21 protein-coding genes and 1 tRNA gene are annotated in these 23,220 nt (G+C 40.7%); 16 read left to right on the forward strand and 6 right to left on the reverse strand.

Annotated features, from left to right (window positions below; translation table 11 throughout):
- Window positions 1-20: 20 nt before the first annotated feature.
- Both LV85_RS14975 and LV85_RS14980 read right to left on the reverse strand, forming a co-directional pair.
- Window positions 21-1,517: a nicotinate phosphoribosyltransferase gene (locus tag LV85_RS14975; protein WP_111320861.1), complete on the reverse strand. Its 1,497-nt coding sequence runs from the start codon at window positions 1,515-1,517 to the stop codon at window positions 21-23.
- Between the two features lie 56 nt (window positions 1,518-1,573).
- Window positions 1,574-2,386: a DMT family transporter gene (locus LV85_RS14980; RefSeq protein ID WP_111320863.1), complete on the reverse strand. Its 813-nt coding sequence runs from the start codon at window positions 2,384-2,386 to the stop codon at window positions 1,574-1,576.
- A gap of 143 nt (window positions 2,387-2,529) precedes the next feature.
- Between LV85_RS14980 and LV85_RS14985 the strand changes: the two genes are divergently transcribed.
- Window positions 2,530-2,979, forward strand: coding sequence for a peroxiredoxin (locus tag LV85_RS14985; protein ID WP_111320865.1), 450 nt, complete (start codon window positions 2,530-2,532; stop codon window positions 2,977-2,979).
- A gap of 418 nt (window positions 2,980-3,397) precedes the next feature.
- Here LV85_RS14985 and LV85_RS14990 read toward each other — a convergent pair whose 3' ends face one another.
- On the reverse strand, window positions 3,398-4,048 hold the full coding sequence (locus LV85_RS14990; RefSeq protein ID WP_111320867.1) for an ABC transporter ATP-binding protein: 651 nt from the start codon (window positions 4,046-4,048) through the stop codon (window positions 3,398-3,400).
- A gap of 245 nt (window positions 4,049-4,293) precedes the next feature.
- On the opposite strand from LV85_RS14990, the gene sucC reads away from it, so the two are divergent.
- Window positions 4,294-5,508, forward strand: coding sequence for an ADP-forming succinate--CoA ligase subunit beta (gene sucC, locus LV85_RS14995; protein ID WP_111320869.1), 1,215 nt, complete (start codon window positions 4,294-4,296; stop codon window positions 5,506-5,508).
- 39 nt (window positions 5,509-5,547) lie between these two features.
- A tRNA-Arg gene (locus LV85_RS15000) sits at window positions 5,548-5,621 on the forward strand.
- A gap of 229 nt (window positions 5,622-5,850) precedes the next feature.
- Here LV85_RS15000 and LV85_RS15005 read toward each other — a convergent pair.
- Window positions 5,851-6,687 (reverse strand): DUF4249 family protein, encoded by an 837-nt coding sequence (locus tag LV85_RS15005; protein ID WP_111320871.1) that lies wholly within the window; start codon window positions 6,685-6,687, stop codon window positions 5,851-5,853.
- A 1-nt stretch (window position 6,688) separates the two neighbouring features.
- On the reverse strand, window positions 6,689-9,091 hold the full coding sequence (locus LV85_RS15010; RefSeq protein WP_111320873.1) for a TonB-dependent receptor: 2,403 nt from the start codon (window positions 9,089-9,091) through the stop codon (window positions 6,689-6,691).
- A gap of 143 nt (window positions 9,092-9,234) precedes the next feature.
- Between LV85_RS15010 and LV85_RS15015 the strand changes: the two genes are divergently transcribed.
- From LV85_RS15015 to dprA, 13 genes are all read left to right on the forward strand, one after another.
- Complete coding sequence (locus LV85_RS15015) at window positions 9,235-10,200, forward strand: vWA domain-containing protein (protein WP_111320875.1); 966 nt, start codon at window positions 9,235-9,237, stop codon at window positions 10,198-10,200.
- Window positions 10,201-10,845: a tetratricopeptide repeat protein gene (locus tag LV85_RS15020; RefSeq protein WP_111320877.1), complete on the forward strand. Its 645-nt coding sequence runs from the start codon at window positions 10,201-10,203 to the stop codon at window positions 10,843-10,845. It begins immediately after the preceding gene.
- A complete protein-coding gene (locus tag LV85_RS22090) occupies window positions 10,835-11,464 on the forward strand; it encodes a hypothetical protein (protein ID WP_158531191.1) in 630 nt (209 codons plus the stop codon). The genes LV85_RS15020 and LV85_RS22090 overlap by 11 nt, the downstream gene beginning before the upstream one ends.
- A 92-nt stretch (window positions 11,465-11,556) precedes the next feature.
- Window positions 11,557-12,735 carry an acetyl-CoA C-acyltransferase gene (locus LV85_RS15035; protein WP_111321035.1) on the forward strand — a complete coding sequence of 393 codons (1,179 nt, stop codon included), beginning with the start codon at window positions 11,557-11,559 and terminating at the stop codon, window positions 12,733-12,735.
- 57 nt (window positions 12,736-12,792) lie between these two features.
- A complete protein-coding gene (locus LV85_RS15040; protein ID WP_111320883.1) occupies window positions 12,793-13,878 on the forward strand; it encodes a toxin-antitoxin system YwqK family antitoxin in 1,086 nt (361 codons plus the stop codon).
- Between the two features lie 59 nt (window positions 13,879-13,937).
- Window positions 13,938-14,876, forward strand: coding sequence for a phosphoribosylaminoimidazolesuccinocarboxamide synthase (locus LV85_RS15045; protein WP_111320885.1), 939 nt, complete (start codon window positions 13,938-13,940; stop codon window positions 14,874-14,876).
- A 20-nt stretch (window positions 14,877-14,896) separates the two neighbouring features.
- On the forward strand, window positions 14,897-15,286 hold the full coding sequence (locus LV85_RS15050) for an STAS domain-containing protein (protein WP_111320887.1): 390 nt from the start codon (window positions 14,897-14,899) through the stop codon (window positions 15,284-15,286).
- Window positions 15,287-15,333: 47 nt separating this feature from the next.
- Entirely contained in the window at window positions 15,334-16,200 is an 867-nt protein-coding gene (locus LV85_RS15055; RefSeq protein WP_245942323.1) for a ribonuclease Z, read from the forward strand.
- Window positions 16,197-16,988, forward strand: coding sequence for a queuosine precursor transporter (locus LV85_RS15060; protein WP_111320891.1), 792 nt, complete (start codon window positions 16,197-16,199; stop codon window positions 16,986-16,988). The genes LV85_RS15055 and LV85_RS15060 overlap by 4 nt, the downstream gene beginning before the upstream one ends.
- 775 nt (window positions 16,989-17,763) lie before the next feature.
- A complete protein-coding gene (locus LV85_RS15065) occupies window positions 17,764-19,542 on the forward strand; it encodes a DEAD/DEAH box helicase (protein WP_111320893.1) in 1,779 nt (592 codons plus the stop codon).
- 76 nt (window positions 19,543-19,618) lie between these two features.
- On the forward strand, window positions 19,619-20,323 hold the full coding sequence (locus LV85_RS15070) for a 16S rRNA (uracil(1498)-N(3))-methyltransferase (protein WP_111320895.1): 705 nt from the start codon (window positions 19,619-19,621) through the stop codon (window positions 20,321-20,323).
- A 196-nt stretch (window positions 20,324-20,519) separates the two neighbouring features.
- Entirely contained in the window at window positions 20,520-20,873 is a 354-nt protein-coding gene (locus tag LV85_RS15075; protein WP_111320897.1) for a MerR family transcriptional regulator, read from the forward strand.
- On the forward strand, window positions 20,854-21,972 hold the full coding sequence (dprA, locus tag LV85_RS15080; protein WP_111320899.1) for a DNA-processing protein DprA: 1,119 nt from the start codon (window positions 20,854-20,856) through the stop codon (window positions 21,970-21,972). Before LV85_RS15075 ends, dprA begins: the two co-directional genes overlap by 20 nt.
- Window positions 21,973-22,005: 33 nt before the next feature.
- Here the strand turns inward: dprA and LV85_RS15085 are convergent, their stop codons facing one another.
- Window positions 22,006-23,166 carry a DUF4221 family protein gene (locus LV85_RS15085; RefSeq protein ID WP_111320901.1) on the reverse strand — a complete coding sequence of 387 codons (1,161 nt, stop codon included), beginning with the start codon at window positions 23,164-23,166 and terminating at the stop codon, window positions 22,006-22,008.
- Between the last annotated feature and the right edge of the window lie 54 nt (window positions 23,167-23,220).

Consider the following 23,220-nt stretch of genomic DNA (forward strand, 5'->3'; position numbering starts at 1 on the left):
CACTCCCGTCTAAGAGAGAATTATTGCTCAGCATCATTGCCATTATCTACTTGTTTAGCTTTCAGCACCAACTCCATTCTTAACTGGTGCAGGTTTTCTTCCAAACCGATCGGATACAAATGCGGATTCACCAATCTCTTATGCGTCTTATCTATTGAGCCCAATTGATCTTGGACTCTATCTCTGATCTGAGCGATAGTCGGCAAAGTATAAATCAGTTTGCCTTTGGCGAAGATTGGTTTCAATAAAATTTCTTCCTGATAGAATGCCGGCATCATTCGTTTTCTTCTCGTAGGATCATTTGGATCTATGATCAATGCTGCCTGTGGATTCAGTTCCTGTGATTCAAGGTAAATCATATCCGCAACCGCTTTTCCTTTAGAAAAGAAGCGTTTGACCGTATGAACTCCCGGAATATTTATTTTCAAGGATTGCTGAGAAAGTTTGATTTTGGGAATCCAACGACCCTCTTCATCGCGAATAGCCGATAGCTTATATACTCCGCCAAGCGCTGGCTGATCAAAGGCCGTCACCAGCTTGGTCCCAACTCCCCAAACATTAATAGAAGCCTCCTGCCCTTTTAGAGAAGTTATGATATTCTCATCCAGATCATTGGAAGCGACGATTTTAGCATCAGGAAAACCTGCCTCATCGAGCATCTCTCTCGCTACATTACTGAAATAGGCCAAGTCTCCGGAGTCTATACGGATACCGACCATTTCCTTTCCATTGCTTCGCAAAGCATTCCCTACTTTAATGGCATTCTTGATTCCATTCACGGTGTCGTAGGTATCGACCAGGAAAATAGATTGATCTGGAAAAGCATCTGCATAGGCTTCAAAAGCCTCCATTTCTGTCTCAAAAGACATAATCCAGCTATGCGCATGCGTACCCGAGACAGGGATCCCAAAAAGTTTACCTGCCATCACATTACTGGTAGAAGTACATCCACCAATATAAGCTGCTCTAGAAGCTGCCAACCCTCCATCAATCCCCTGAGCTCGACGTAAACCGAATTCCAACACTGGTTCACCTTGTGCTGCCAAATTAATTCGTGCGGCCTTGGTAGCGATCAAACTTTGAAAGTTGATAATATTCAGTAGTGGCGTTTCAAGTAATTGGCATTGAATCAATGGGCCTTTCACCCTCACTAAAGGAGTGTTCGGAAATACCACAGTCCCTTCTTCCACAGCATCTATATCGCAGCTGAACTTCATGTTTTTGAGGTATTCCAGAAAGCCCGTTTCAAACAAAACCTTTCCATCCTTGCCTTTCATAGTGGCCAGGTAACTCAGGTCTTCTTGGCTAAACTTGAAATTTTTGCAGTAATCCACAACATAGTCCAGTCCAGCAGCAATGGTAAATCCACCCTGAAAAGGATGCTTTCGGAAGAATAGATTGAAAACAGCTTCCTGCTCGGCCTTACCAGACTTCCAATAAGCATATGCCATGGTAAGCTGATAAAAATCTGTCAGAAGCGCTAGGGAGCCTTGGTATAGGTCTTTGGTGATTTTCATTATTCGAGTTTAGCTTAATTCAAAAATAACCTGCTTTCCCTTCCTGTCCAATTCATTTAGGAAACTTGCTTCACACGCATGTTTAGCAATATCCCCAGCAAAACAAGCCCCATTCCCACATAAGCTAAGGCACTAAAGGTCTCATTGAAGAAGAAAAAGCCGAATATCAAAGCGTATACTATACCTATGTAGGTAAGACTTGCCACCTTAGACACATTGGCATTTTGATAGGCAATAGTCAAGAAATACTGAGCTGTCTGCGTGCATACACCGATGAAAAGCAAGATCGCCCAATCCCAACCTACAGGATTGACCCAACCAAAAGCAGAGACGATTAAGGCAAAAGGCAATGTCACCAGCGGAAAATAAAAGATAATCACCAAGGGGTGTTCCGTGTTCTTCAACTTGCGAATCACATTATAAGCCAAGCCTGAGAATATCGCTGAGATAATTCCTATGACAGCCCAGAAGGTGTCTACCCTAGCATCAACTCCTTGAATCACCAGAACTCCGGCAAAGGAAATGGCAAAAAATAAGAACTGAATAGGCTTTACTTTTTCCTTCAGTAAGAAAATTCCAAACACTGTGGTGAAAATCGGAGACAAATACTGTATGGTCACAGCACTGGCAAGTGGTATGTTTTGCAGGGTGTAGAAGAAAGAAATCAAACCTATAGAACCTACAACTCCGCGGATAATGAGCCATTTCTTATTATTCCCGAAGACATTAATCTTTTGCTTTTTCAGCACTGAATAACTGAACACCAACGAGAAAATAGATCTAAATACGATAATCTCAATGGCGGGAATATGCGGAATGTACTTGACAGAAACATTCATTAGCGCGAAAAATATTCCAGCCAAAAGCATGGACTGGACACTGTTAGTCTTCAAAATTGCAAGTTTTCAGAGTGATCTTTTTCTAAGGATATTGCAAGTGCAATAGTTCAAAAATAATTCACAAAAACTAAATCTCTTTCGAACCATTCTAGACCATAGGGGTTTTACAGATTATGGCATTGAAAACAGGAACAAAAGCACCCGAGTTTATTCTGAAATCCACTGGAGATAAATCAATAGATTCTTCCACCGATCTAAAAGGCAAAGCATTCATACTCTATTTTTACCCAAAAGACTTCACCAGAGGATGTACAGCAGAAGCCTGTGAATTCAGAGATCAATTTGCAGCCTTTCGAGATCTAGACATCCCAGTTTTTGGAATTAGTAAAGACGATATAAAAACGCACGAGCGATTCCAAAAGGAACATAGATTACCATTTGATTTACTTTCAGATCCTACCGGTGAAGTATGCAAATCTTACGATGCCCTAATTCCGCTGATCAAAATGCCAAAACGAATTACCTATTTGATCGATAAGGATCACCAAATTTCCGCAGTTTTCTCTGAGATGTTTGAGTCGAAAGGACATATCGAGAGTATGCTTGACAGTCTGAAGAAGTAGGGGTTTCTTGCGGCGACGCGGCAGCGCAACGTATTTGAATCTCCCGCAAAGGCGCTGTGTTACTCTTGCAGTTGCAGAAAGTGTAAATACCTGTTATTTGTCACCCTGAGCGAAGTCGATGGGTCAATTCAAGGTTAATTTTTAAATAGCATTGCGATATCATAGGCTTCGACTTCGCTAGCAATGACAGATTGATTTGAGGACACCAAAAGCTGGTCAGTTCGAGCGAAGTCGAGAACCTTTCGAATTCGAGACTCTCGTCTCTCATGTGCTCAAGGTGACAATGGTTATGGTTCCAAAGCAAATTACTGTCATTTCCTTTTTGTATGTTCGCAGAATATTTAATACTCAGCTTGACAGCGCCACCAAAAACATGGAAAGATCCTTTTCTGCCTTCAAAAATCTTAAGTCTAAAATCTTATAATATCAACCCATCCTGCATCACAACCTTCCGATCTGCCATAGCAGCTAGTTCTTCGTTGTGAGTGACGATTACGAATGCTTGTCCCAGTTCTTTACGAAGCGTAAAAAACAATTCATGCAGCCCTCTGGCATTTTGAGTATCAAGATTGCCACTTGGCTCATCGGCAAATACGACAGCCGGGCTATTGATCAGCGCTCTAGCCACTGCCACTCGCTGCTGCTCTCCGCCCGATAGTGTGGAAGGTTTGTGATCGAGTCTATGTGAGATCCCAAGTAATTCGGCTAGCTCCCCAGATTTTTTGCTCAGTTTATCAGGTGAAGTCTGTGCGATCAAGCCTGGGATCATAATATTTTCCTGAGCGGTGAATTCTGGTAGCAGGTTATGAAATTGAAAAATAAAGCCAATACGCTCATTTCTGAATTTGGCCAACTCCTCCCCTTTCAGATTGAGTAGTTTTTTTCCATCCATCTCCAGTATCCCCTGATCTGGATGATCCAAAGTACCCAAAATATGAAGTAAGGTACTTTTTCCCGCTCCAGAGGAACCGACTATGGAAACAATTTCAGAAGTTAAAATTTCGAGATCTACTCCTTTTAATACTTGTAGGCTTCCATAGGATTTATGGATTCCGTTGGCTTTCAGCATGCTAACATTTTTTATCCGTTCAAAAATAGAACAAATGCCTATCTCCGCAGGGATTTAACGGCTTTTTTTATGAAAAAAGGAAAAAGGCAGGTTTGATTTATCGAGTCTAAGAGCTTAACTTCGGGCAAAAATTTCCAGAGGATGAAATCGAGCATGGCTGAAAAGTCAATGGGGTAAAATCTCTACCTTGCGAGATTCCTCCCGATAGCTATCGGGATGACATTTGAGAAAAAAATCATACACATATGAATATTCACGAATATCAGGCTAAAGAAGTATTAAAAGGTTACGGAGTCCGTATTCAGGAAGGTATAGTCGCCGACACACCTGAAGCAGCTCATGAAGCAGCCGTTAAGTTGAACGAGCAAACCGGTACTAGCTGGTATGTGATCAAAGCGCAGATTCACGCAGGTGGTCGTGGAAAAGGCAAGGTCAATGAAACTGGTTCTAACGGTGTTGTTCTTGCTAAGAAATTAGAAGACGTAGCTGAGAAGGCGAAAAATATCCTTGGCGGTACATTGGTGACTCACCAGACTGGCCCAGAAGGAAAAGTTGTAAATAAGGTTTTGGTAGCTCAGGATGTATATTATCCAGGTGCTTCCGAGCCAAAAGAATATTATCTATCTATCCTATTGGACAGAGCTACAGGAAGCAATGTAATCATGGCCTCTACCGAAGGTGGAATGGACATCGAGGAAGTAGCTGAAAATACTCCTGAGAAAATAATGAAAGAGTGGATCGACCCTAAAGTTGGTCTTCAGCCTTTCCAAGCTAGAAAAGTAGCTTTTGCTCTTGGTCTCTCTGGAAACGCTTTGAAAGAAATGGTGAAATTCATCACTGCTCTTTACAATGCTTACGAAGGAACTGATTCTTCTCAGTTTGAAATCAACCCAGTATTAAAAACATCTGATGATAAGATCTTGGCAGTAGATGCTAAAGTGAATATCGACGACAATGCTCTTTACAGACAAAAAGGTTTGGCTGAATTGAGAGATGTAGCTGAAGAAGATCCATTAGAAGTAGAAGCTGGTGAATCAGGTTTGAACTATGTGAAACTTGACGGAAACGTAGGTTGCATGGTGAACGGTGCTGGTCTTGCAATGGCTACTATGGACATGATCAAATTGGTAGGTGGCGAACCTGCAAACTTCCTTGATGTGGGAGGAGGGGCCAACGCTACTACTGTAGAGGCTGGTTTCAGAATCATCCTTCAGGATCCTAATGTAAAAGCTATCTTGATCAACGTATTCGGTGGTATCGTAAGATGCGACAGAATCGCTAGCGGTGTGGTAGAAGCTTACAAATCAATTGGAGACATCAGAGTTCCTATTATCGTAAGACTACAAGGAACCAATGCTGCTGAAGGCGCTAAAATCATTGATGATTCAGGATTGAAAGTATTCTCAGCAATCACCTTGAAAGAAGCTGCTGACAAAGTACAGTCTGTACTCGAAGCATAAATTATAAACTGTACTGAGGAGCGATTCTCAGTACATTCTGCGCTCGTAGTTCAACTGGATAGAATATCAGATTTCGGCTCTGAGGGTTGAGGGTTCGAATCCTTCCGAGCGCACAAAGAAAGCTTAGACTAAAAGTCTAGGCTTTTTTGTTTTGATGCCTCTGCATTTTATAGGGAAATTGATTTTACTCTATCAAAAAGATCTTACTGCTTTAGCCTCAGTTTCTAATCTAGGAAGGGTATCAGCTATACTTTTCACTTTCAACAAAAAAATCGCTTTGGCCTCAGTTCGTGACGTACGGCCGGAACCTAATTACATTTTCCTCCGCTAATTCAAATCACCTCAGTCATCCTCCTCCTCAATAAGCACAGTTTCTACCAAGATGGGAGACACATTGAAATAGCCCAACACATTAGGATTTCCTTTGACCACCTTGATATTCGTTTCTGGATTTTGCGGTGGAGGACTAAACAAGCCCCCGTCAGAAAAAAGTAAGCCCACCAATTGATTAAGATAATTGTAAGGTTCTTCATTTAACCTATACAGTTCTAAGCGTACCTTATCACCTTGGTCAAATGCATAACCAAGTTCCAAGCCCTCTTCAAAAAAATCTAAGCCAAAGGTATCGTCAAACAATAAATAATCTTCCCTGCCATTCTTTAAGGAATCGTTCTCTATGACTTTGATTCTATAATAATTATCTGAAGTAAATGGGATCTCACCATATACTTTGATGTAATATCCTTCATCTCGAAATAAGCGCTCCTCTTGATATTCATAAGTCAGGCTATCCAAAATGGGAGGAGCAAGCATGGTAGCCTTAGCTTCATATTCATTTTCTTCCCACTTTACTTTTAGCGTATAATCCTCTCCAATATGTGCGGTCTGATATATCTGTGCAGGCCTATAACTTTCATATTCCTCATAGTAGCGGAAAGGAATTTCTGTTCCCGTCTTCGAAGCTACAACCATCACTTCCGCATTTTTAATAATGGTATTGTCTACCGTGTCCAGAAAGTCCTTGGCGAGGGTGACTTTGACCTCATTATAATAAGCCAAATCAGACCATAGCGCTTCTATCACGGGCACATCGCCCTCAACAGTCGCCAGCGGAAGATCTACCTCTATCTGGCAGGAAAAGGTGAATAGCGTAATAATCAATAGCCAGAATCTGTTCATCTTAGAATTCAAAATTGTAGGTGAGGGAGGGTAAGAAAGTAAATAGGTAAGTCATCACTATACCAGGTCTAGAACTGACAATAGGTCCATCTTCAGATGAGTTATATTTGATATCATCGTTGTTTATCTCTCTAAACTCATAAGAAAAAGGATTCTTTCTTCCATAGAGGTTATACACAGAGAAATTCCAACTACCTCTCCATTTTCTGCCTTTCTGGGTATTTTTCCATGTCACAGAGGCATCCATGCGATGGTAGTTAGGATAGCGATCTGTGTTCCTATAATTTGAATACAGGGGTACCAGTTGGTTATCTAGCTGATAGCTTCCTTCTGGAAAGGATACCGCCTGGCCAGTGGCATATACAAAGGTAAGCCCTACAGACCAAGCTGTATTAAACTCATGATTTAATACCAGAGTCAAATCATTCGGCCTATCATACCTAGGGTTATATTTGACATCCATACTGACTCCATCGATTTGCCTCCAAGTACGGGAGTAGGTGTATGCCAACCAGCCAGTAGTCTTTCCTACACTTTTACGCAAAAGAACTTCCAAACCATAGGCGTAACCATCTCCAATAAGAATTTCAGTTTCCACATTATCAGTGAATAATACCGACGCTCCATTTCTCAGATCGATGATATTTTTGAAGTTCTTCGCATATCCTTCCACCGAAAACTCCCAGCGATTGTCTTTGAAATTCTTGAAATAACCCAGAGAAATCTGGTCTGATCTAATCGGAGGAATATAAGTCCCTGCCTGTATCCATCGATCTATTGGTAATCCAGCAGAACTATTCGAGGCAACCTGTAGATATTGAAAATTACGATTATAGGCAGCTTTGATTGAGGAGGAAGTATTGATCATATACCTAAATGCCACTCTAGGTTCCAGTCCCTGGTAGAACTTCATATTTTGCAGGGTGGAAAAATTCAAGGTATCAGTAATAGGGGAATCGATGCTAGCTATACCATCTTGATAAATGTATTCGGTCCCCTTTCCTACTTGATTGTAGAATCCCCATCGAATCCCTACTTCCGAACTAAACTTTGGCGAAAACTCGACGGTTGTTCCTACAAAGAGATTGTTCAATAATGCATTATTCGGGCTTGTATTAATTCCTTGAATGCTGCTGTTAGGACTAGGATCCAAATCAATTGGAGCCAGGTGATACCATTGTGATTGAAAACCCCAGAAAGTTTGAATTTTCTCACCATTGACCAGTCTCCATTGCCCTTTTAATCCTGTCTCTAGTATTTTATTATTCCATTCGAAGCCAGTGTCAGGATCTTCAAAATTTACTCCATACTTATAGCGAGAATGATACAAGTTCAGATCAAAAAATGCCTTATCACTTATATTTCTATTCCAAACTGCAGAAGTCACCCAATTAGAATATTTCAATCCAAATTCTTCATCTAAGCCCAGATAATCTCTTCCCTGATAACTTGATAGGGTGATTTTATCTTTGTCTCCAAGCCTAAAAGCTAATTTCCCACTCAGGTCATGAAAGTTCAGTTTGTTGTTACTTATATCTTCATTTCCGACAAATTTCAGCCCAAGGTCAGCATAAGTTCTTCTGCCCGAAATGATAAATGTTGACTTATCGGAGAATAATGGTCCGTCTAGGGTTAACCTTGAGGATATTGAACCTATGCCTCCAGTTCCTCTTATTTGCTCATTATTACCTTCCTTCAACCCCACATCGATCAATGAAGACAATCGACCACCATAGGAAGCAGGCATATTCCCCTTGTAAAGATCCACTCCACTCAATGCATCAGGATTGAACACAGAGAAAAAACCAAAGAAATGCGCGGCATTATACACAGGAGCTCCATCTAGCTGAATAAGATTCTGATCAGCCGATCCACCTCGCACAAATAATCCTGTAGTCCCCTCTCCTGCCGATTGTACACCTGGCAGCAGCTGCAAACCTCTCAATAAATCCACCTCCCCGAAAAGTGCCGGAATTGTTCTGAGTGTCGCCATAGGGACGGTTACTTTACCAGTTTCCAAACTTTTAATCTGAGCATCAGGATTTCGAGCCTGAATCACTATTTCATCTAAGGACAAATCTTCAGGTTCAAGATAAAATTTCAGTTCCTTAGCTGTATCACCCTTATTAATGGTTCTAATGGACGTTTTATAGCCTATGTAAGAGATGACTATTTTGCGTGGAAAGGAGCTTGATTTCAGTGAAAACCTTCCATCGAGATCCGAAATTACTCCTGAAGAAATTTCATTTTCCCAGTAAACTGTAGCTCCCAATAAAGGTTCTGAATTGGTAACATCCATCACCAGAGCATTGATTTCTTCTTGTGTTTGGGCGATAAGTGCAGTAAAATTCAATAGAAAGATTCCTAAAAAAATTATAATCCTTCGAGTACTCAAATCGAACATGCAGTTTCTGTTTGTATGGAAGCCTCAAAGCTAAGACTTTCTGAAAATTTAATATTTGTTAATTCCATTTACTAAACAACCGATTTCTCAGACTTTAGTTGTCCAAATGCTTAAAAGTTGGCTTTATTTTATAATTTCAGGCTATGATTTGGGCATATCCGGACGTAAAACTCACCCTCTTGCTAGCCGGCATTTTCGGCTTGCTGTATTTTATATATTTATTTCGCTTTTGGAAGATTAACCGTAGGCTGGAAGTAGAGAAGCGCAGGCTATTCACGAAAGTGGTTATTAGAACCATCTATTTTGTGCTGTTCCTTATTGCCTTTGCTGGCCCATCTATTGGTACTTCCCTGAAAGAAATTCAAGAAGAGGGTAAAGACATCTTCATCGCGGTAGATTTATCCCAGTCGATGAATGCCGCAGATATAGGCCCTAGCCGACTTCAGCGCATTAAGTTTGAATTGAAAAACTTAACCAAAAGCTTTCCTTCGGATAGAATTGGTTTGATCATTTTCAGTTCTGAAGCTTTCATGCAATGTCCACTTACGTTCGATCAAAGTGTACTTCAATTGTATATCGATGGATTAAATACAGGTTTGGTTCCCAATTTTGGAACTGATCTCAATGGTCCTCTGAGAATGGCTGAAGAAAGATTCTTGAGTGATGAAAGCCAGGAAGCGAAGTCCAAAACAATTATTCTGATTTCTGATGGAGAGAATTTTGGAGATGATTTGGAAGATATTGGATCGCGGCTGAAGAGCGAAGGAATTAAAGTATTCACTTTGGGTATAGGAACCACCAGTGGAAGCAGCATTCCTAGAGGCAATGGTTTGGTGATAGATCCTCAAACTGGAAAGCCTGCACAAACTGTCCTAGACCGTGCACCTCTTCAGCAAATTGCCGCGGAAACAAACGCACAATACTTTGAGATCTCAGATGAAGCTCAAGAAATCGGAGACTTAACTGCCGCTTTGGAACGAGTAGAAGGTGGAGTGACAGGATCTAGAATTGTAGAAGCTTCCGCAAATAAGTATTTTTATTTTCTATTGGCTGGCTTAGTCCTTTCTTTGCTAGACATGATGTTACCAATCAAAACGATCAAATTATAAATGAGCTGGACTAAGGTAAGCGTAGCAGTATTTCTTCTCATTCCCGCATCTTGGACTCAAGTTTCTAGATTGAATTCTGCCATCGATTTGGCTGAAGAAAGCTACGCCAAAGCCGAGTACGAGCAATCCATTACAAATCATCAAATCCTAATTGATGAGTTTGGCTTCGCCTCGCCCGCGCTTGATTACAATCTGGGCCTGAGCAATCAGTATGCAGAAAAACTAGATGAAGCTACTGGATATTATGATAAAGCATCCATCGCTCCCAATAAGATGCTGGCATCTTTTGCCTTCAATCAGGGTGGTGTGCTTCTAGGAAATAAGAAAGAATATGAACCTGCACTCAGCAAATTCAAATCTGCTTTGATTCAGGATCCAAATAATGAAGTAGCCAGACACAATTATGAATTGCTGGCAAGATGGTTGCAACGAGACCAGGAACGCAAGGATCAGGAAGAGAACAAGCCGGAACCTTCTGACTTTGCGAAGCGCAAAAAAGCAGAGGCAGATCGCATGGTGGAACAATTCCGATTCAAAGATGCGTTGAACCTAATGAACGAAGCGCTACAACAAGATGAAACCGTAGCTGCTTATCAAGATTTTATCACGAGCCTTCAAGATATAACCGAGATCGATGAGAAATAAACTTCTATTATTACTGGGATTTGCCTTTAGTTTAAGTCTATCTGCAAGTATTGCTCAAACTTCCGGTGAGTACTTCAACCGTGCCGCTCGCTCCTACGTCAAAACCGAAAAGGATCAAGCCCTAGCTACCGTGAATGACGGACTGAGCAAATTCCCTTCGGATTCAAAATTGCAAGCTTTGAAAGAAAAGCTAGAAAAAGAGCAGGAAGAGCAAGACAAGCAGGATCAGCAAAACCAGGAGAATCAAGACCAGCAAAATCAGGAGGAGAAGCAACAGCAGGAAGATCAAAAAAGTCAAGGTGAAGACGGTGAGCAGCAAGAATCCAAAGAGGATGGCGACAAAACCAATGAGGATAAAGCCAAAGAATCCCAAGCTGGTGACCCTACTGAGCAGAGTGATGACAAGCCAAGCGACAATGCCAATGACCAGATGGATGCCAATCTAGCGGACAAGCAAAAGGCCATGGAGGAATTTAAGGAAAAGCTAAAAGCCATGAACCTGACTCCTGAGCAAGCTGCCCAAATACTCGAAAGCATGAATGCTGCAGAGTTGCGCTATATTCAGCAAAACAAGAAAAAAGCCACTGAGAGACCCAAGCGAGGTATTCCTGATTGGTAAAATGCCCGATGTCAGAAGTTAGATGACCGATGTGAAATTTCCACCGGACATCCCACATCGGACACCTAACATAATAAAACCCAAATATCATGATCAAAGAAGTATATATCGTTTCAGCCGTTAGAACTCCTTTGGGGAGTTTTGGAGGAAAATTAGCTGGACTTACAGCTGTAGAACTAGGCAGTACAGCCATCAAAGGTGCACTGGCAAAAGCAGGAGTGCAATCAGAAGCCGTTCAGGAAGTTTTTATGGGAAATGTAATTTCCGCTAACCTTGGACAAGCTCCTGCTCGTCAGGCTGCTATAGGAGCTGGCATAGGCTATAATGTTCCCTGTACCACCGTCAACAAAGTTTGCGCATCAGGAATGAAAGCCGTCATGTTTGGAGCACAATCCATCATGCTAGGCATCAATGATGTAGTCGTGGCAGGAGGAATGGAAAGCATGTCAAATGTACCTTTCTATGTGCCTAAAGCAAGATTTGGCTACAAATACGGTAACGCAGAATTTGTAGATGGTTTAGTGAAAGACGGACTTTTCGAAGTTTATTATAAATTCCCTATGGGAAATTGCGCAGATAATACTGCCAAGGAAATGGATATTTCCCGCGAAGCACAAGATGCGTACGCTATTCAATCTTATCAAAGATCTGCTGATTCATGGGCCAAAGGATACTTCAAAGATGAGGTGGTGCCTGTAGAAATGAAGGGTAGAAAAGGTGATACTGTTGTGATCGATGAAGACGAGGAATACAAGAATGTAATGTTTGACAAGATTCCTTCCCTTCGACCAGTATTTGATAAGGAAGGAACAGTGACGGCTGCTAATGCTTCTACCATGAATGACGGGGCTTCTGCTTTGGTTTTGGTGAGCAAGGAAAAGGCAGAGGAATTAGGCTTGAAGCCTTTGGCTAAGATCAGAGGATTTGCAGATGCGGCTACTGATCCACTATGGTTTACAACCGCTCCTGCCCTAGCTATTCCCAAGGCGATTCAGCATGCTGGATTAACTGCTGAAGACATTGACTTCTATGAGATCAATGAAGCTTTCTCTGCTGTTGCTTTAGCTAACCAGAAGGAGTTAAACCTAGACAATGACAAAGTCAACGTCTTCGGAGGAGCTGTTTCTCTGGGACATCCACTTGGAGCTTCCGGAGCTAGAATCATCTCCACCTTGAACACTGTTTTGCATCAGAAAAATGGCAAAATCGGTGTTGCAGGAATATGTAATGGTGGTGGTGGCGCCTCTGCATTGGTTATTGAGAAAATGTAATTTTACAAAACCCTATTTACCGCAAGGCTATTCGTCTTGCGGTTTCTTTTTATACCCATGAATAAATTCCTTCTTCTTATCTCGTTTAGCTTTCTAGCCAATTCTATCATGGCTCAGGATACTATTCGTACCTATTATGATGAGGAAGAAACTCTAGTCAAGGAGTTGTACTTCATGGTAAATGGCAAGGCCAATGGTGAAATCAGAAGATTTGACGAAGAGGGAAATCTAGTTCTAATCGGTCAGTTGCAAGATGATCAAAGGAATGGGGATTTTGTAGATTTAGATCCTGAAACTGGCGATACGCTAAGGATCATTCCCTTTGTAAACAATGTCAGATCTGGGGTTTCCAAAAGTTTTTTTCCAAATGGAAGCTTAAAGCAATCCTCTACCTATGTAGATAATCAAATTACTGGCGAGGTGATCACCTATTATGAATCAGGTCAAGTATCAGACAAAACCAATTTCCTAGACAATAAGCCTGATGGGCTCAGCGAAACATTTTTTGAGTCTGGAAAGCAAGCTTCCAAAGTACATTTTTCGGAAGGCAGGTACGATGGGCTTTTCGAAGAATTCACCGAGAATGGGCAAATCCTAGTTTCCGCTAACTATATAAATGGTGAGTTGGACGGAAGAGAAACTCAGTACTTTGAAGATGGACAAATACTATCGATCATAGATTACTCCAAGGGAGTGTTGGATGGAGTTTACGAACTCAATTATCCTGATGGTTTGCCAGAGCGAAGAGGCAACTACAAAAAAGGTTATGAAGAAGGTGAAATGATATCCTATCATCCCAATGGAGAAATAAAGGAAAGAGCTATTTTCAAGAAAGGAATCCCTACTGAGCCCTCAGAGAAATATTATCCTTCTGGGAAACTTAAGCAGAAAATGAGCTTTGATAAATCTGGACAGCCCCTTTTGGAAATAAATTACCACCAAAATGGACAAGTATATTTCGCAGTAAATTACCTAAACAACGAAGCTCAAGGTGAGGTAAGAATCTATCGGAAAGATGGTTCTTTGGAGGAAATCAGAAGGTTTCAAGATGGAGAATTTCATGGGAAACGAGAATATTTTGATGAAAAGGAAACTTTGATCAAAACAGAAACCTACGAAAAGGGTAACAAAATCAATAAATAATAGCATCAGCTAGAGAGGAAAGGCAAAGCTTTTTCTATTTTTGCCCAAACGATAAAAGGATGAGTAACGCAATCAAAGAAACACATTTTCAATTCCCAGGACAGCAGGGTTTTTACAAAGGCAAAGTTCGCGATGTCTATATGTTTGACAAAGAATTGGTTGTAGTCGCATCCGATAGGATTTCAGCTTTTGATGTGGTTTTACCTAAACCTATTCCTTACAAAGGTCAAGTCTTGAATCAGATCGCTGCCAAATTCCTAGCTGCGACTTCTGATATCGTACCCAATTGGGTAACTTCCATTCCTGATCCAAACGTGACGATTGGTACTCGCTGCGAGCCTTTCAAAGTGGAAATGGTGATACGCGGATACATGTCTGGCCATGCTGCCAGGGAATATAAGAAAGGAAAGCGAAGTATATGTGGAGTAGCGATGCCTGAGCATATGCGTGAAAACGATCCTTTCTCAGAGCCTATCATCACTCCTACTACCAAGGCGGATCAAGGTCACGACGAGGATATCTCGAGAGAGGAAATCCTGAAGCAAGGAATCGTAACTGAGGCTGACTACTTACAATTAGAAAAATACACCCGAGCACTATTCCAGAGAGGTCAAGAAATGGCCAATGAGATGGGATTGATCTTGGTGGATACTAAATATGAGTTTGGAAAAGTTGGGGACAAAATCCTCCTGATCGACGAAATTCACACCCCTGATTCTTCTCGTTATTTCTACGCAGATGGCTATGAAGAAAACCAGGCTAAAGGAATTGCACAGAAACAACTTTCCAAGGAATTTGTAAGACAATGGTTAATTTCGAATGGTTTTCAGGGCAAGGATGGACAATCTGTGCCTGAAATGACTGACGAAATTGTAGAAAGCATCTCTGATCGCTATATTGAGCTCTTCGAAAAAATCACGGGAGAAAAATTCCAAAAAGCTAATACAACTGAAATTGAGTCTAGAATCGAGAAAGCGATCCTTTCTCACCTAGGCTAAAAGACCAACTTAATAACAATATGAAATATTCAATTGATAAAAAAGAACAGTACGTCATCTTCACCCCACAGGAAGAGAAATTGGATTCATTACTTGCACCAGTATTAAAATCTGAATTATTGACGATTCATGCTGAAGGCTTCGAAAATCTAGTTTTGGACATGAGCGAAGTGAAATATGTAGATTCATCAGGACTTAGCGCATTGCTAGTTGGTGATCGTGAATTCGGTAAAAATGGAGGAGTATTCATTATCTCTGGCGTTCAAGACCACGTGATGAAACTATTGAAAATCTCCATGCTGGACAAGAAACTGAACTTGGTAAGCTCTCTAGAGGAGGCCAGTGAAGCCATCTTCATGCATGCTATCGAAAGCGGAGCAGAAGAAGAAGAAGAAGAGGAGGAAGGTTGATACCGGACTTTGAAGTCACCATATTAGGAAACACATCTTCCATCCCAGTGCATGGAAGACATCATACTGCCCAAGTCGTTAGATTTGGGCAGGATTTTTTACTGATAGATTGTGGTGAAGCCATGCAGTTGCAGGCACGTGCTTTCAAAATCAAAGTCTCCAAGATCTCCAATATTTTCATTTCGCACCTTCACGGAGACCATTATTATGGTTTGATTGGTTTGCTCTCCAGCTACAGTTTAGGAAAGCGCACTACCCCACTAACCATTTTTGGCCCAAAGGGACTGGACGAAATCATCACAACTAATTTCAGATATAGCAATACTAAATTGCCTTATCCTCTGAATTTTGTTGAAACCCATGATGACGGCTTGAATCTTCTTCTAGACAACCCCAGATATGAAGTGTATTCTTTCCCATTGAAACATCGCTTGCCTACAACTGGCTTTCTGATTAAAGAAAAGCATGGCCTACGAAGTATGATCAAGGAAAAATTGCAGCAAAATGAAGTGCCTTTAGCTGCTATTCAATCTTTGCGTCAGGGGATGGACTACAAAGATGATACTGGGAAACTATACAAAGTGAAAGCTTACACGCACCCTTTACCTCCCCTTCGCTCCTACGCCTATTGCTCAGACACGATCTATAATCCAAACTTGAAGCAGTTCATTAAAAATGCAGATCTACTCTATCATGAATCCACTTTTATGGACGATAATTTGGAGCGAGCGGCTGCCACATTTCACAGCACTGCAAAGCAGGCTGCAGAAATAGCAAAAATGAGTCAGGTGAAAAAACTACTACTTGGCCATTTCTCCTCACGCTATATAAATCTAGAACCTTTATTAGAGGAGGCTAAAACAATTTTTGACAACTCTATATTAAGTGAGGAAGGCTCAACTTATGCAATATGAACAAGTCTCAAAACTCCCGAAAGACTAACCTTTTTATTATCCTAGGAAGCATCTTCCTTACTAATGCGATATTGGCAGAAATCATCGGAGTGAAGATATTCTCAGCTGAGAAAACATTGGGATTTGATCCTGTTAACTGGACTTTTTTCGGAGAGTATTTATTGGACTTCAACCTAACAGCTGGGGCTGTGATCTGGCCAGTGGTCTTTATCACCACAGATATTATCAATGAGTATTTTGGGAAGAAAGGAGTTAAGAAAATGTCCTTTCTAACCGCCGGGCTAATTGCCTATGCATTTATTATCATCAGTGTAGTGACCGCTTTGACTCCAGCAGATTTCTGGCTGGATGTAAACGCCACGACTCCTGATGGAGAAAGCTTTAATATCAGTTATGCTTTCAATACAATTTTCCGTCAAGGACTGGGCATCATCATTGGCTCACTCACGGCATTTCTGATCGGTCAGTTGATAGATGTCTATGTATTTCAAAAACTACGAGCTGTAACGGGCGAAAACAAAATCTGGTTGAGAGCTACTGGCTCTACGCTAGTCTCTCAGTTTATTGACTCTTTTGTAGTCTTGGGAATCGCTTTTTACGTGTTTGGAAACTGGAGTATCAGTCAAATCATTGCGGTAGGAATTATGAATTACATCTATAAAATGACCGTTGCGATAGCTCTTACTCCATTGCTTTACCTAGCTCATGGAATAATTGACCGATACCTGGGCAAGGAACTAGCTGAGAAAATGATAGAGGAAGCAAGTGAGAATAAATCGTTTTTGTGATAGGATTAGAGACTGGAAGATATGATTGTCCACTTTAAAGCGATTTAAAACGTCACCGCATAAGCTTATTTAGCGTGACTTCTTTTGATGTGAAATTTGATTTTTTTTCAGGCTAAGGCGACTAGCGTTTGAAAGGCTCCGAAGGAGCATAACAATTCATAACCCTCTACGAAGTGCAGGGTATCTAAATTCATTACAAATTATAGAGCCCTGAAAGGGTGAGACTTGATACAGTTCCACTCCTTCGGAGTTTTATTTTCTAAAGTTTATTTTTGCCCCCGGCTCTGCCGAGGGTTATGAATTGTTTCAATCCTTCGGATTTTTTTGAAGGTGGAGAATAGTATTTATCAACGATGAAAATAAATTGTATACTCATATAAATGTTAATAGTCCTATTGAAAAATATTATTATCCATACTAGATGTCTGTTGGTATATTTCCATTGGTTCCTTCAGTGGATGTCTGAAGACGGTGACAGATCTACTCTATACGCATGATGTCATCAATTCCATAGTGCATTTATTACTTTTCTTCACAAATTATTCTTCTTTAGAAACAGCTTTATCATACACTAACCAAATAAATTTCTCCCAAAACCATCTTTTTTTAAGGATTATTCTAAATACTTTCGAATACTGTTTGGTATTCCAAATTATTAATCATACTTTTGCACCCGTCAATAAGACATAGAACAATTTTTCATGCCGTGAATTCCTTACTGTCGCTTGTCGGGATATTTATTAGGACCGAATGGCAGGGAAATTAAGGAAACATCATGGATCAAACACTCAAGTTTACAGACTTGGGAATTTCTGCGGAAATTCTTAAGTCAGTGGAAGAGATGGGCTATACCCAACCTTCCCCAATTCAAACACAATCAATCCCTTTTATCCTACAAGGAAGAGATGTCATCGGACAGGCTCAGACTGGTACAGGTAAGACAGCGGCTTTTGCTATTCCAATTATCGACTTAGTCGATCCGGATTTCAACAAGCCACAAGCAATCATTCTTTGCCCTACTCGTGAACTTGCTGTTCAGGTAGAAGGTGAAATTCAGAAACTTGCTAGATATCACAGATCAATCAATTCTGTTGCTATTTACGGTGGAGAATCAATCGATCGTCAGATCAGAGTTCTTCGTAAAGGCGTTCAGATCGTAGTAGGTACTCCAGGTCGTGTACAAGATCACATCAATCGTGGCACCTTGAAGCTAGATTCAGTTGGCATCCTAGTTTTGGATGAGGCTGATGAAATGCTTGACATGGGCTTCAGAGATGATATCGAGGCTATCCTTCAGGAGATGCCAGAAGAAAGACAAACTGTTTTCTTCTCAGCGACTATGGCCAAGCCTATCATGGACTTGACTAGAAAATATCAGACTAATCCTGAGATTGTTAAAATCGCTAAGAAGGAATTGACTGTTTCTAATATCGAACAAACATTCTACGAGGTAAGAAATCCATTGAAATTGGAATTGATGGCTCGTCTGATGAACGTTCATGATATCAAACTAAGCGTGGTATTCTGTAATACCAAGAGAATGGTAGATGAGGTTACTGAAGGCTTGATAGCAAGAGGAATTGCAGCTGATGCGCTTCATGGAGATCTTTCTCAAGCTCAGCGTGACAAAGTAATGGGCAAGTTCCGTAAGGGACATTGCAAAGTATTAGTTGCTACAGACGTGGCAGCAAGAGGAATTGACGTGGACAATGTAGAGGCTGTATTCAACTACGACCTTCCATTGGACGAAGAATATTACGTACACAGAATCGGACGTACCGGCCGTGCAGGTAAAAGCGGAAAAGCAATCAACTTCGTAACAGGTAGAAGAGATAGCTTCAAGATGAGGGATTTGGAAAGATACACCAAGGCTACTATCACGAAGATGTCCCCTCCTTCTGCAGCTGAATTGATTGAGTTGAAAAAAGCTCAATTCGTAAAAAGCGTAACTGAGCAAGTAGAGAAAGAAGAAGATAATCAACTCTTCGAAGCAACTATCGGACAGATGCTTGCTGAAGGTCTTACACTTGATCAAGTGGCTGTAGGTCTAATCAAAATCGTAATGGGCGACTCAGTGAAAGAAATGAGCGAGCAGAACTTTGGTTTGGATTCTTATGGTGGAGACAGAAGAAGAGAAGGTGGACGTGACGGCGGAAGAGGCGAACGTGGTGGAAGATATGAAAGAGGCGAGCGCGGCGATAGAGGCGGAAGAAACGAAAGAGGCGGAGAAAGAGGCGGCGAGCGTAGAAGAGAGTTTGGTAACCGTGAAGGTGGCTCTAGAGATGGCGGAAAAAGACCAGAAAGAGTTCGTGAAGCGAATATGACTCGTCTATTCTTGAATCTTGGTAAAAAAGACAGAATTCGTCCAAATGATATCGTAGGTGCGATTGCAGGTGAAACTGGCGTACCAGGACGTAGCATCGGTGGAATTGATATCTATGACAACTTCTCCTTCGTGGATGTTCCTTCAAAAGACGCTGATCAGGTGATCAATGGCATGAAGAACAACACCATCAAAGGCAAGTCTGTCAGCATGGAAGTATCGAAAGGTTAAGGTTAAAAGGTTTATATTGTTTAAAGCACATTTCTTCATTGAAATGTGCTTTTTTTGTGTCTAAGAAAATTTACTTATGCAGCTCTTTTTTCAAGAAAACATATCTCCACCGCTTATTACACTGGAACCTGATGAATCTAAGCATCTCTGCAGGGTGCTTCGCAAAAAACAGGGAGATCAGGTATTTGTAACAAATGGAGAAGGGACTTTATTTGAATGCCAGATAGTAGAAGCCAATCCTAAAAAGACCAGTCTAAAAGTCATGCATACCACCAAGGTGGAAGAAGAGGATTTTCACATTCACTTAGCCATAGCCCCTACCAAAAGTCCTGATCGCATGGAGTGGATGGTAGAAAAGATCACTGAAATCGGATTCCATGAACTTACGCTTATGATGACTATGAATTCTGAAAGAAGCTACCTCAAAACTGATCGCTTGCAGAAAAAAATTATTTCTGCCTGCAAGCAAAGCTTGAAATACAGAATTCCCAGCCTCGATCCCATTTCCAACCTAGATGAGATTCTAGAATCGAAAGAGTTTGAAGAGTATCAGAAATTCATTGCTTACGTAGATGATAAGCATGATCATCACTTGTTTGACCGTGCAGAAGCAAAGGGTAAATACCTGGTTTTAATTGGCCCAGAGGGGGATTTTGACCCAATAGAAATACAGAAAGCATTTGATGCAGGATTTAAGCCAGTATCTCTAGGCAAGGCAAGACTTCGAACTGAAACGGCTGGATTGGCCGCAGTTCAGATGTTACAAACACTAAATCGCTAAAAAAATCGTTTTTAATCGTAGTGAGTTAAAGTTCTTATTGAAGAAATAGAGTCAGCCTAGCAGGCCTATTAGGCATAGGAATTACGCTAGAATGTTTAAAAATCATACGAGATTCCATGTCCCAAATAAAAATCAAATTTTAAACGTATGAAACTATAGCTTTTTCCTTAATTTAGAGTCAAAGACAATTTTTACCGTGCCATACAAAGAGCGAGAAATAGAAAAGAAGTATCATTCCATAGGGGAAGTAGCGCAAATGTTCAAAGTTGCGCCTTCACTGATTAGGTATTGGGAAGGTGAGTTTGATATCATTCGTCCTAAGAAGGACAGAAAAGGCAATCGTCGCTATACCAAAATTGATATCCAGAAGATCAAGTACATCTATCACCTGGTAAAAGAAAAAGGATACACGCTTCAAGGAGCCCAAGACGTAATCAAATCCGGCAAAGAAAAAGGATTTGATAAGGTGCAAGCGGTGCAAAGGCTTCAGGAAATCAAAGATTTTTTAATAAATATCCGGGACGAATTCAATGCAAAATCAGGCTCATGACGATTTACGATATCTGCTAGCATTATCCCTAGCTCCTAAAATCGGGCCAGGAGTATTCAAAGCAATTATAGCCTATTCAGGTTCAGCCGCACATTTTTTCAAACTCCCAAAAGGGAAAGTAGCCAAGACTCCGAAAGTTGGAGCAAAACTATTAGAACTTAGAAATCAAGAAAATGAACTGCTTCGCAAAGCTGATGAGCTAATCAGCGAATGCGAAAAAAAACATTTTCAAATCCTCACTGCACTTCATCCTGATTTCCCACAGCGCTTCAAAATGCAAGAAGATAGCCCTGTGGTGATCTTTGCTCAAGGAAATACCAATCTCAACTTTGATCGAACTGTAGGCATTGTGGGCACCCGAAATGCCACCAGCTATGGCAAATCTGCCACCAGAAAAATCATTGAGGATTTGGCGATCTACCAACCTGCCATCATCTCAGGACTAGCATATGGGATCGATATCGAAGCGCATCGTGCAGCGCTTGCGGTAGGCTTACCCACTATCGCCGTGTTAGGCTCTCCTATAGGCCATATTTACCCAGCAGTTCATCGGAAAACAGCCGAAGCAATCATGGAGACGGGAGCATTAATTAGCGAATACGCACCAGGCAGCACGATGGTACCTGGGAATTTTCCTGCTAGAAATCGAATTATCGCCAGCCTATCGGATGCATTGATTGTAGTGGAAGCCGCGGAAAAAGGAGGAGCTTTGATCACCGCTGAGATCGCCTACAGTTACGACAAAGATGTCTTTGCTGTGCCTGGAAATCTGCAATCACAGTATAGCGAAGGTTGCAATTTCCTCATCAAGAAAATGAAAGCCAATATCTATACTGGACCAAATGATGTGGCAGAAGCACTTTTCTGGAGCAAACCAGGAGAAGTAATGACTCAAAAGCCCCAACTTGATTTCACCAATCGGGATGAAGAGGAACAAGCCATCCTTAGCCTGTTACAACAAAAGGGCGAAATAGAAATTGACTCCCTAAGCATTGCTACAGAAATCCCTCTTGGTCTTTTATCCTCCAAACTACTCGCATTGGAATTTGAGGGAATAGTAAAGTCCTTACCTGGTAAAAAATATAGATTGTTGATTTAGTAGGACTTTCTCCATCCTGAATTGTTTTGTAACCTAGATATCTTCAACTTTCATAATGACGAATGCCAGTTCATCATTGATGTTTTCATACATCCAGATGTTCCCATCTTTAGTAAAGTATTTTAGCGGGAGCTTGGTCAATTCAGGAATCTGAGCTTCAGCAATTAGATTCAAGTCCTCATCAAATACACTCAAAAAAATATCCGCTCCAGTCGATATAAAGTCTCCGTAACCATTGAGTTCTTCTCCAAAATGCATTCTATCTGAAAACCTAAAAACACGTTCATTTTTCTCATCCCAAAAAAAAGATCTGTAATTAACATCTTCCTCAGTTTTTCTAATAATTTCCTTCAATTGACCAGAGGTTCTTTCAACTTCTTTTGGAGGCACGTAACTTTTCTTATCAGCCAATAAATGGGTATTCCAATATTTGGTATAAAGACTATCTTTTTCCAGATCAAAAATCAACATTTCATTAAAGGCAGTATTACTAATAATAATTTGCTCATTGACAATTATAGCTGAGGCACTTGGCCCATAGCTGCCTGCTGGAGATCCTTCAAACAATAGATTAACATTAAAACCCCTTAGTTTTTCTAATTCTGGCAACTCTATCTTTTCAAAAGTTTGCTCTTTCAAATCAAAATCAAGTATGAGACGGGATCCACTCTCCCAGTGAAAAATAAATACAATAAGCCTATCTGAATTATTTTCAACTTGAAAAAATGCTCCTGCATAGTATTCATCAGTTCCAAGAAATTCAGGAGCAATTTTATCCAATGCCAAATCCTTGACCAAGTGACCCTTTTGATCAAAAATTTTATACATAAAATAATCCCAGATAAGTATATTCTCATCCGACCAATTGGAGAAGTGTGAAACATAGGGAACTGCGTTAGTTACGCCATTAGGCCCCTCTTTCTCGAATTGAACCTTTTCTAATAGTCTAAGTTCATCTAAATCAATCTTCTCTGTGGTAAAATCTTGCCTATTAAAATTAATCAGATAGCTTTTATCATTAAATAGCCCAGAATAATAAAGGTGATCCTGTAAATAAAGGAACTCATCACCTGAATCCACCAGCACAGTATCTAAGGAAACTCTGATTTGATCCGAAACCGTTTGTTTTTTTTCGTCCTTAGAAGCACAGGAAAAAATGACTAAAAATAAGGCAACAGCCAATAACAATCTCATAAAATGATATTTTGAATTCAATTAAACCTTTTGAACAAGAAGGTAATTGATTTC

This window comes from Algoriphagus chordae, assembly GCF_003254055.1.
GTDB lineage: Bacteria > Bacteroidota > Bacteroidia > Cytophagales > Cyclobacteriaceae > Algoriphagus > Algoriphagus chordae.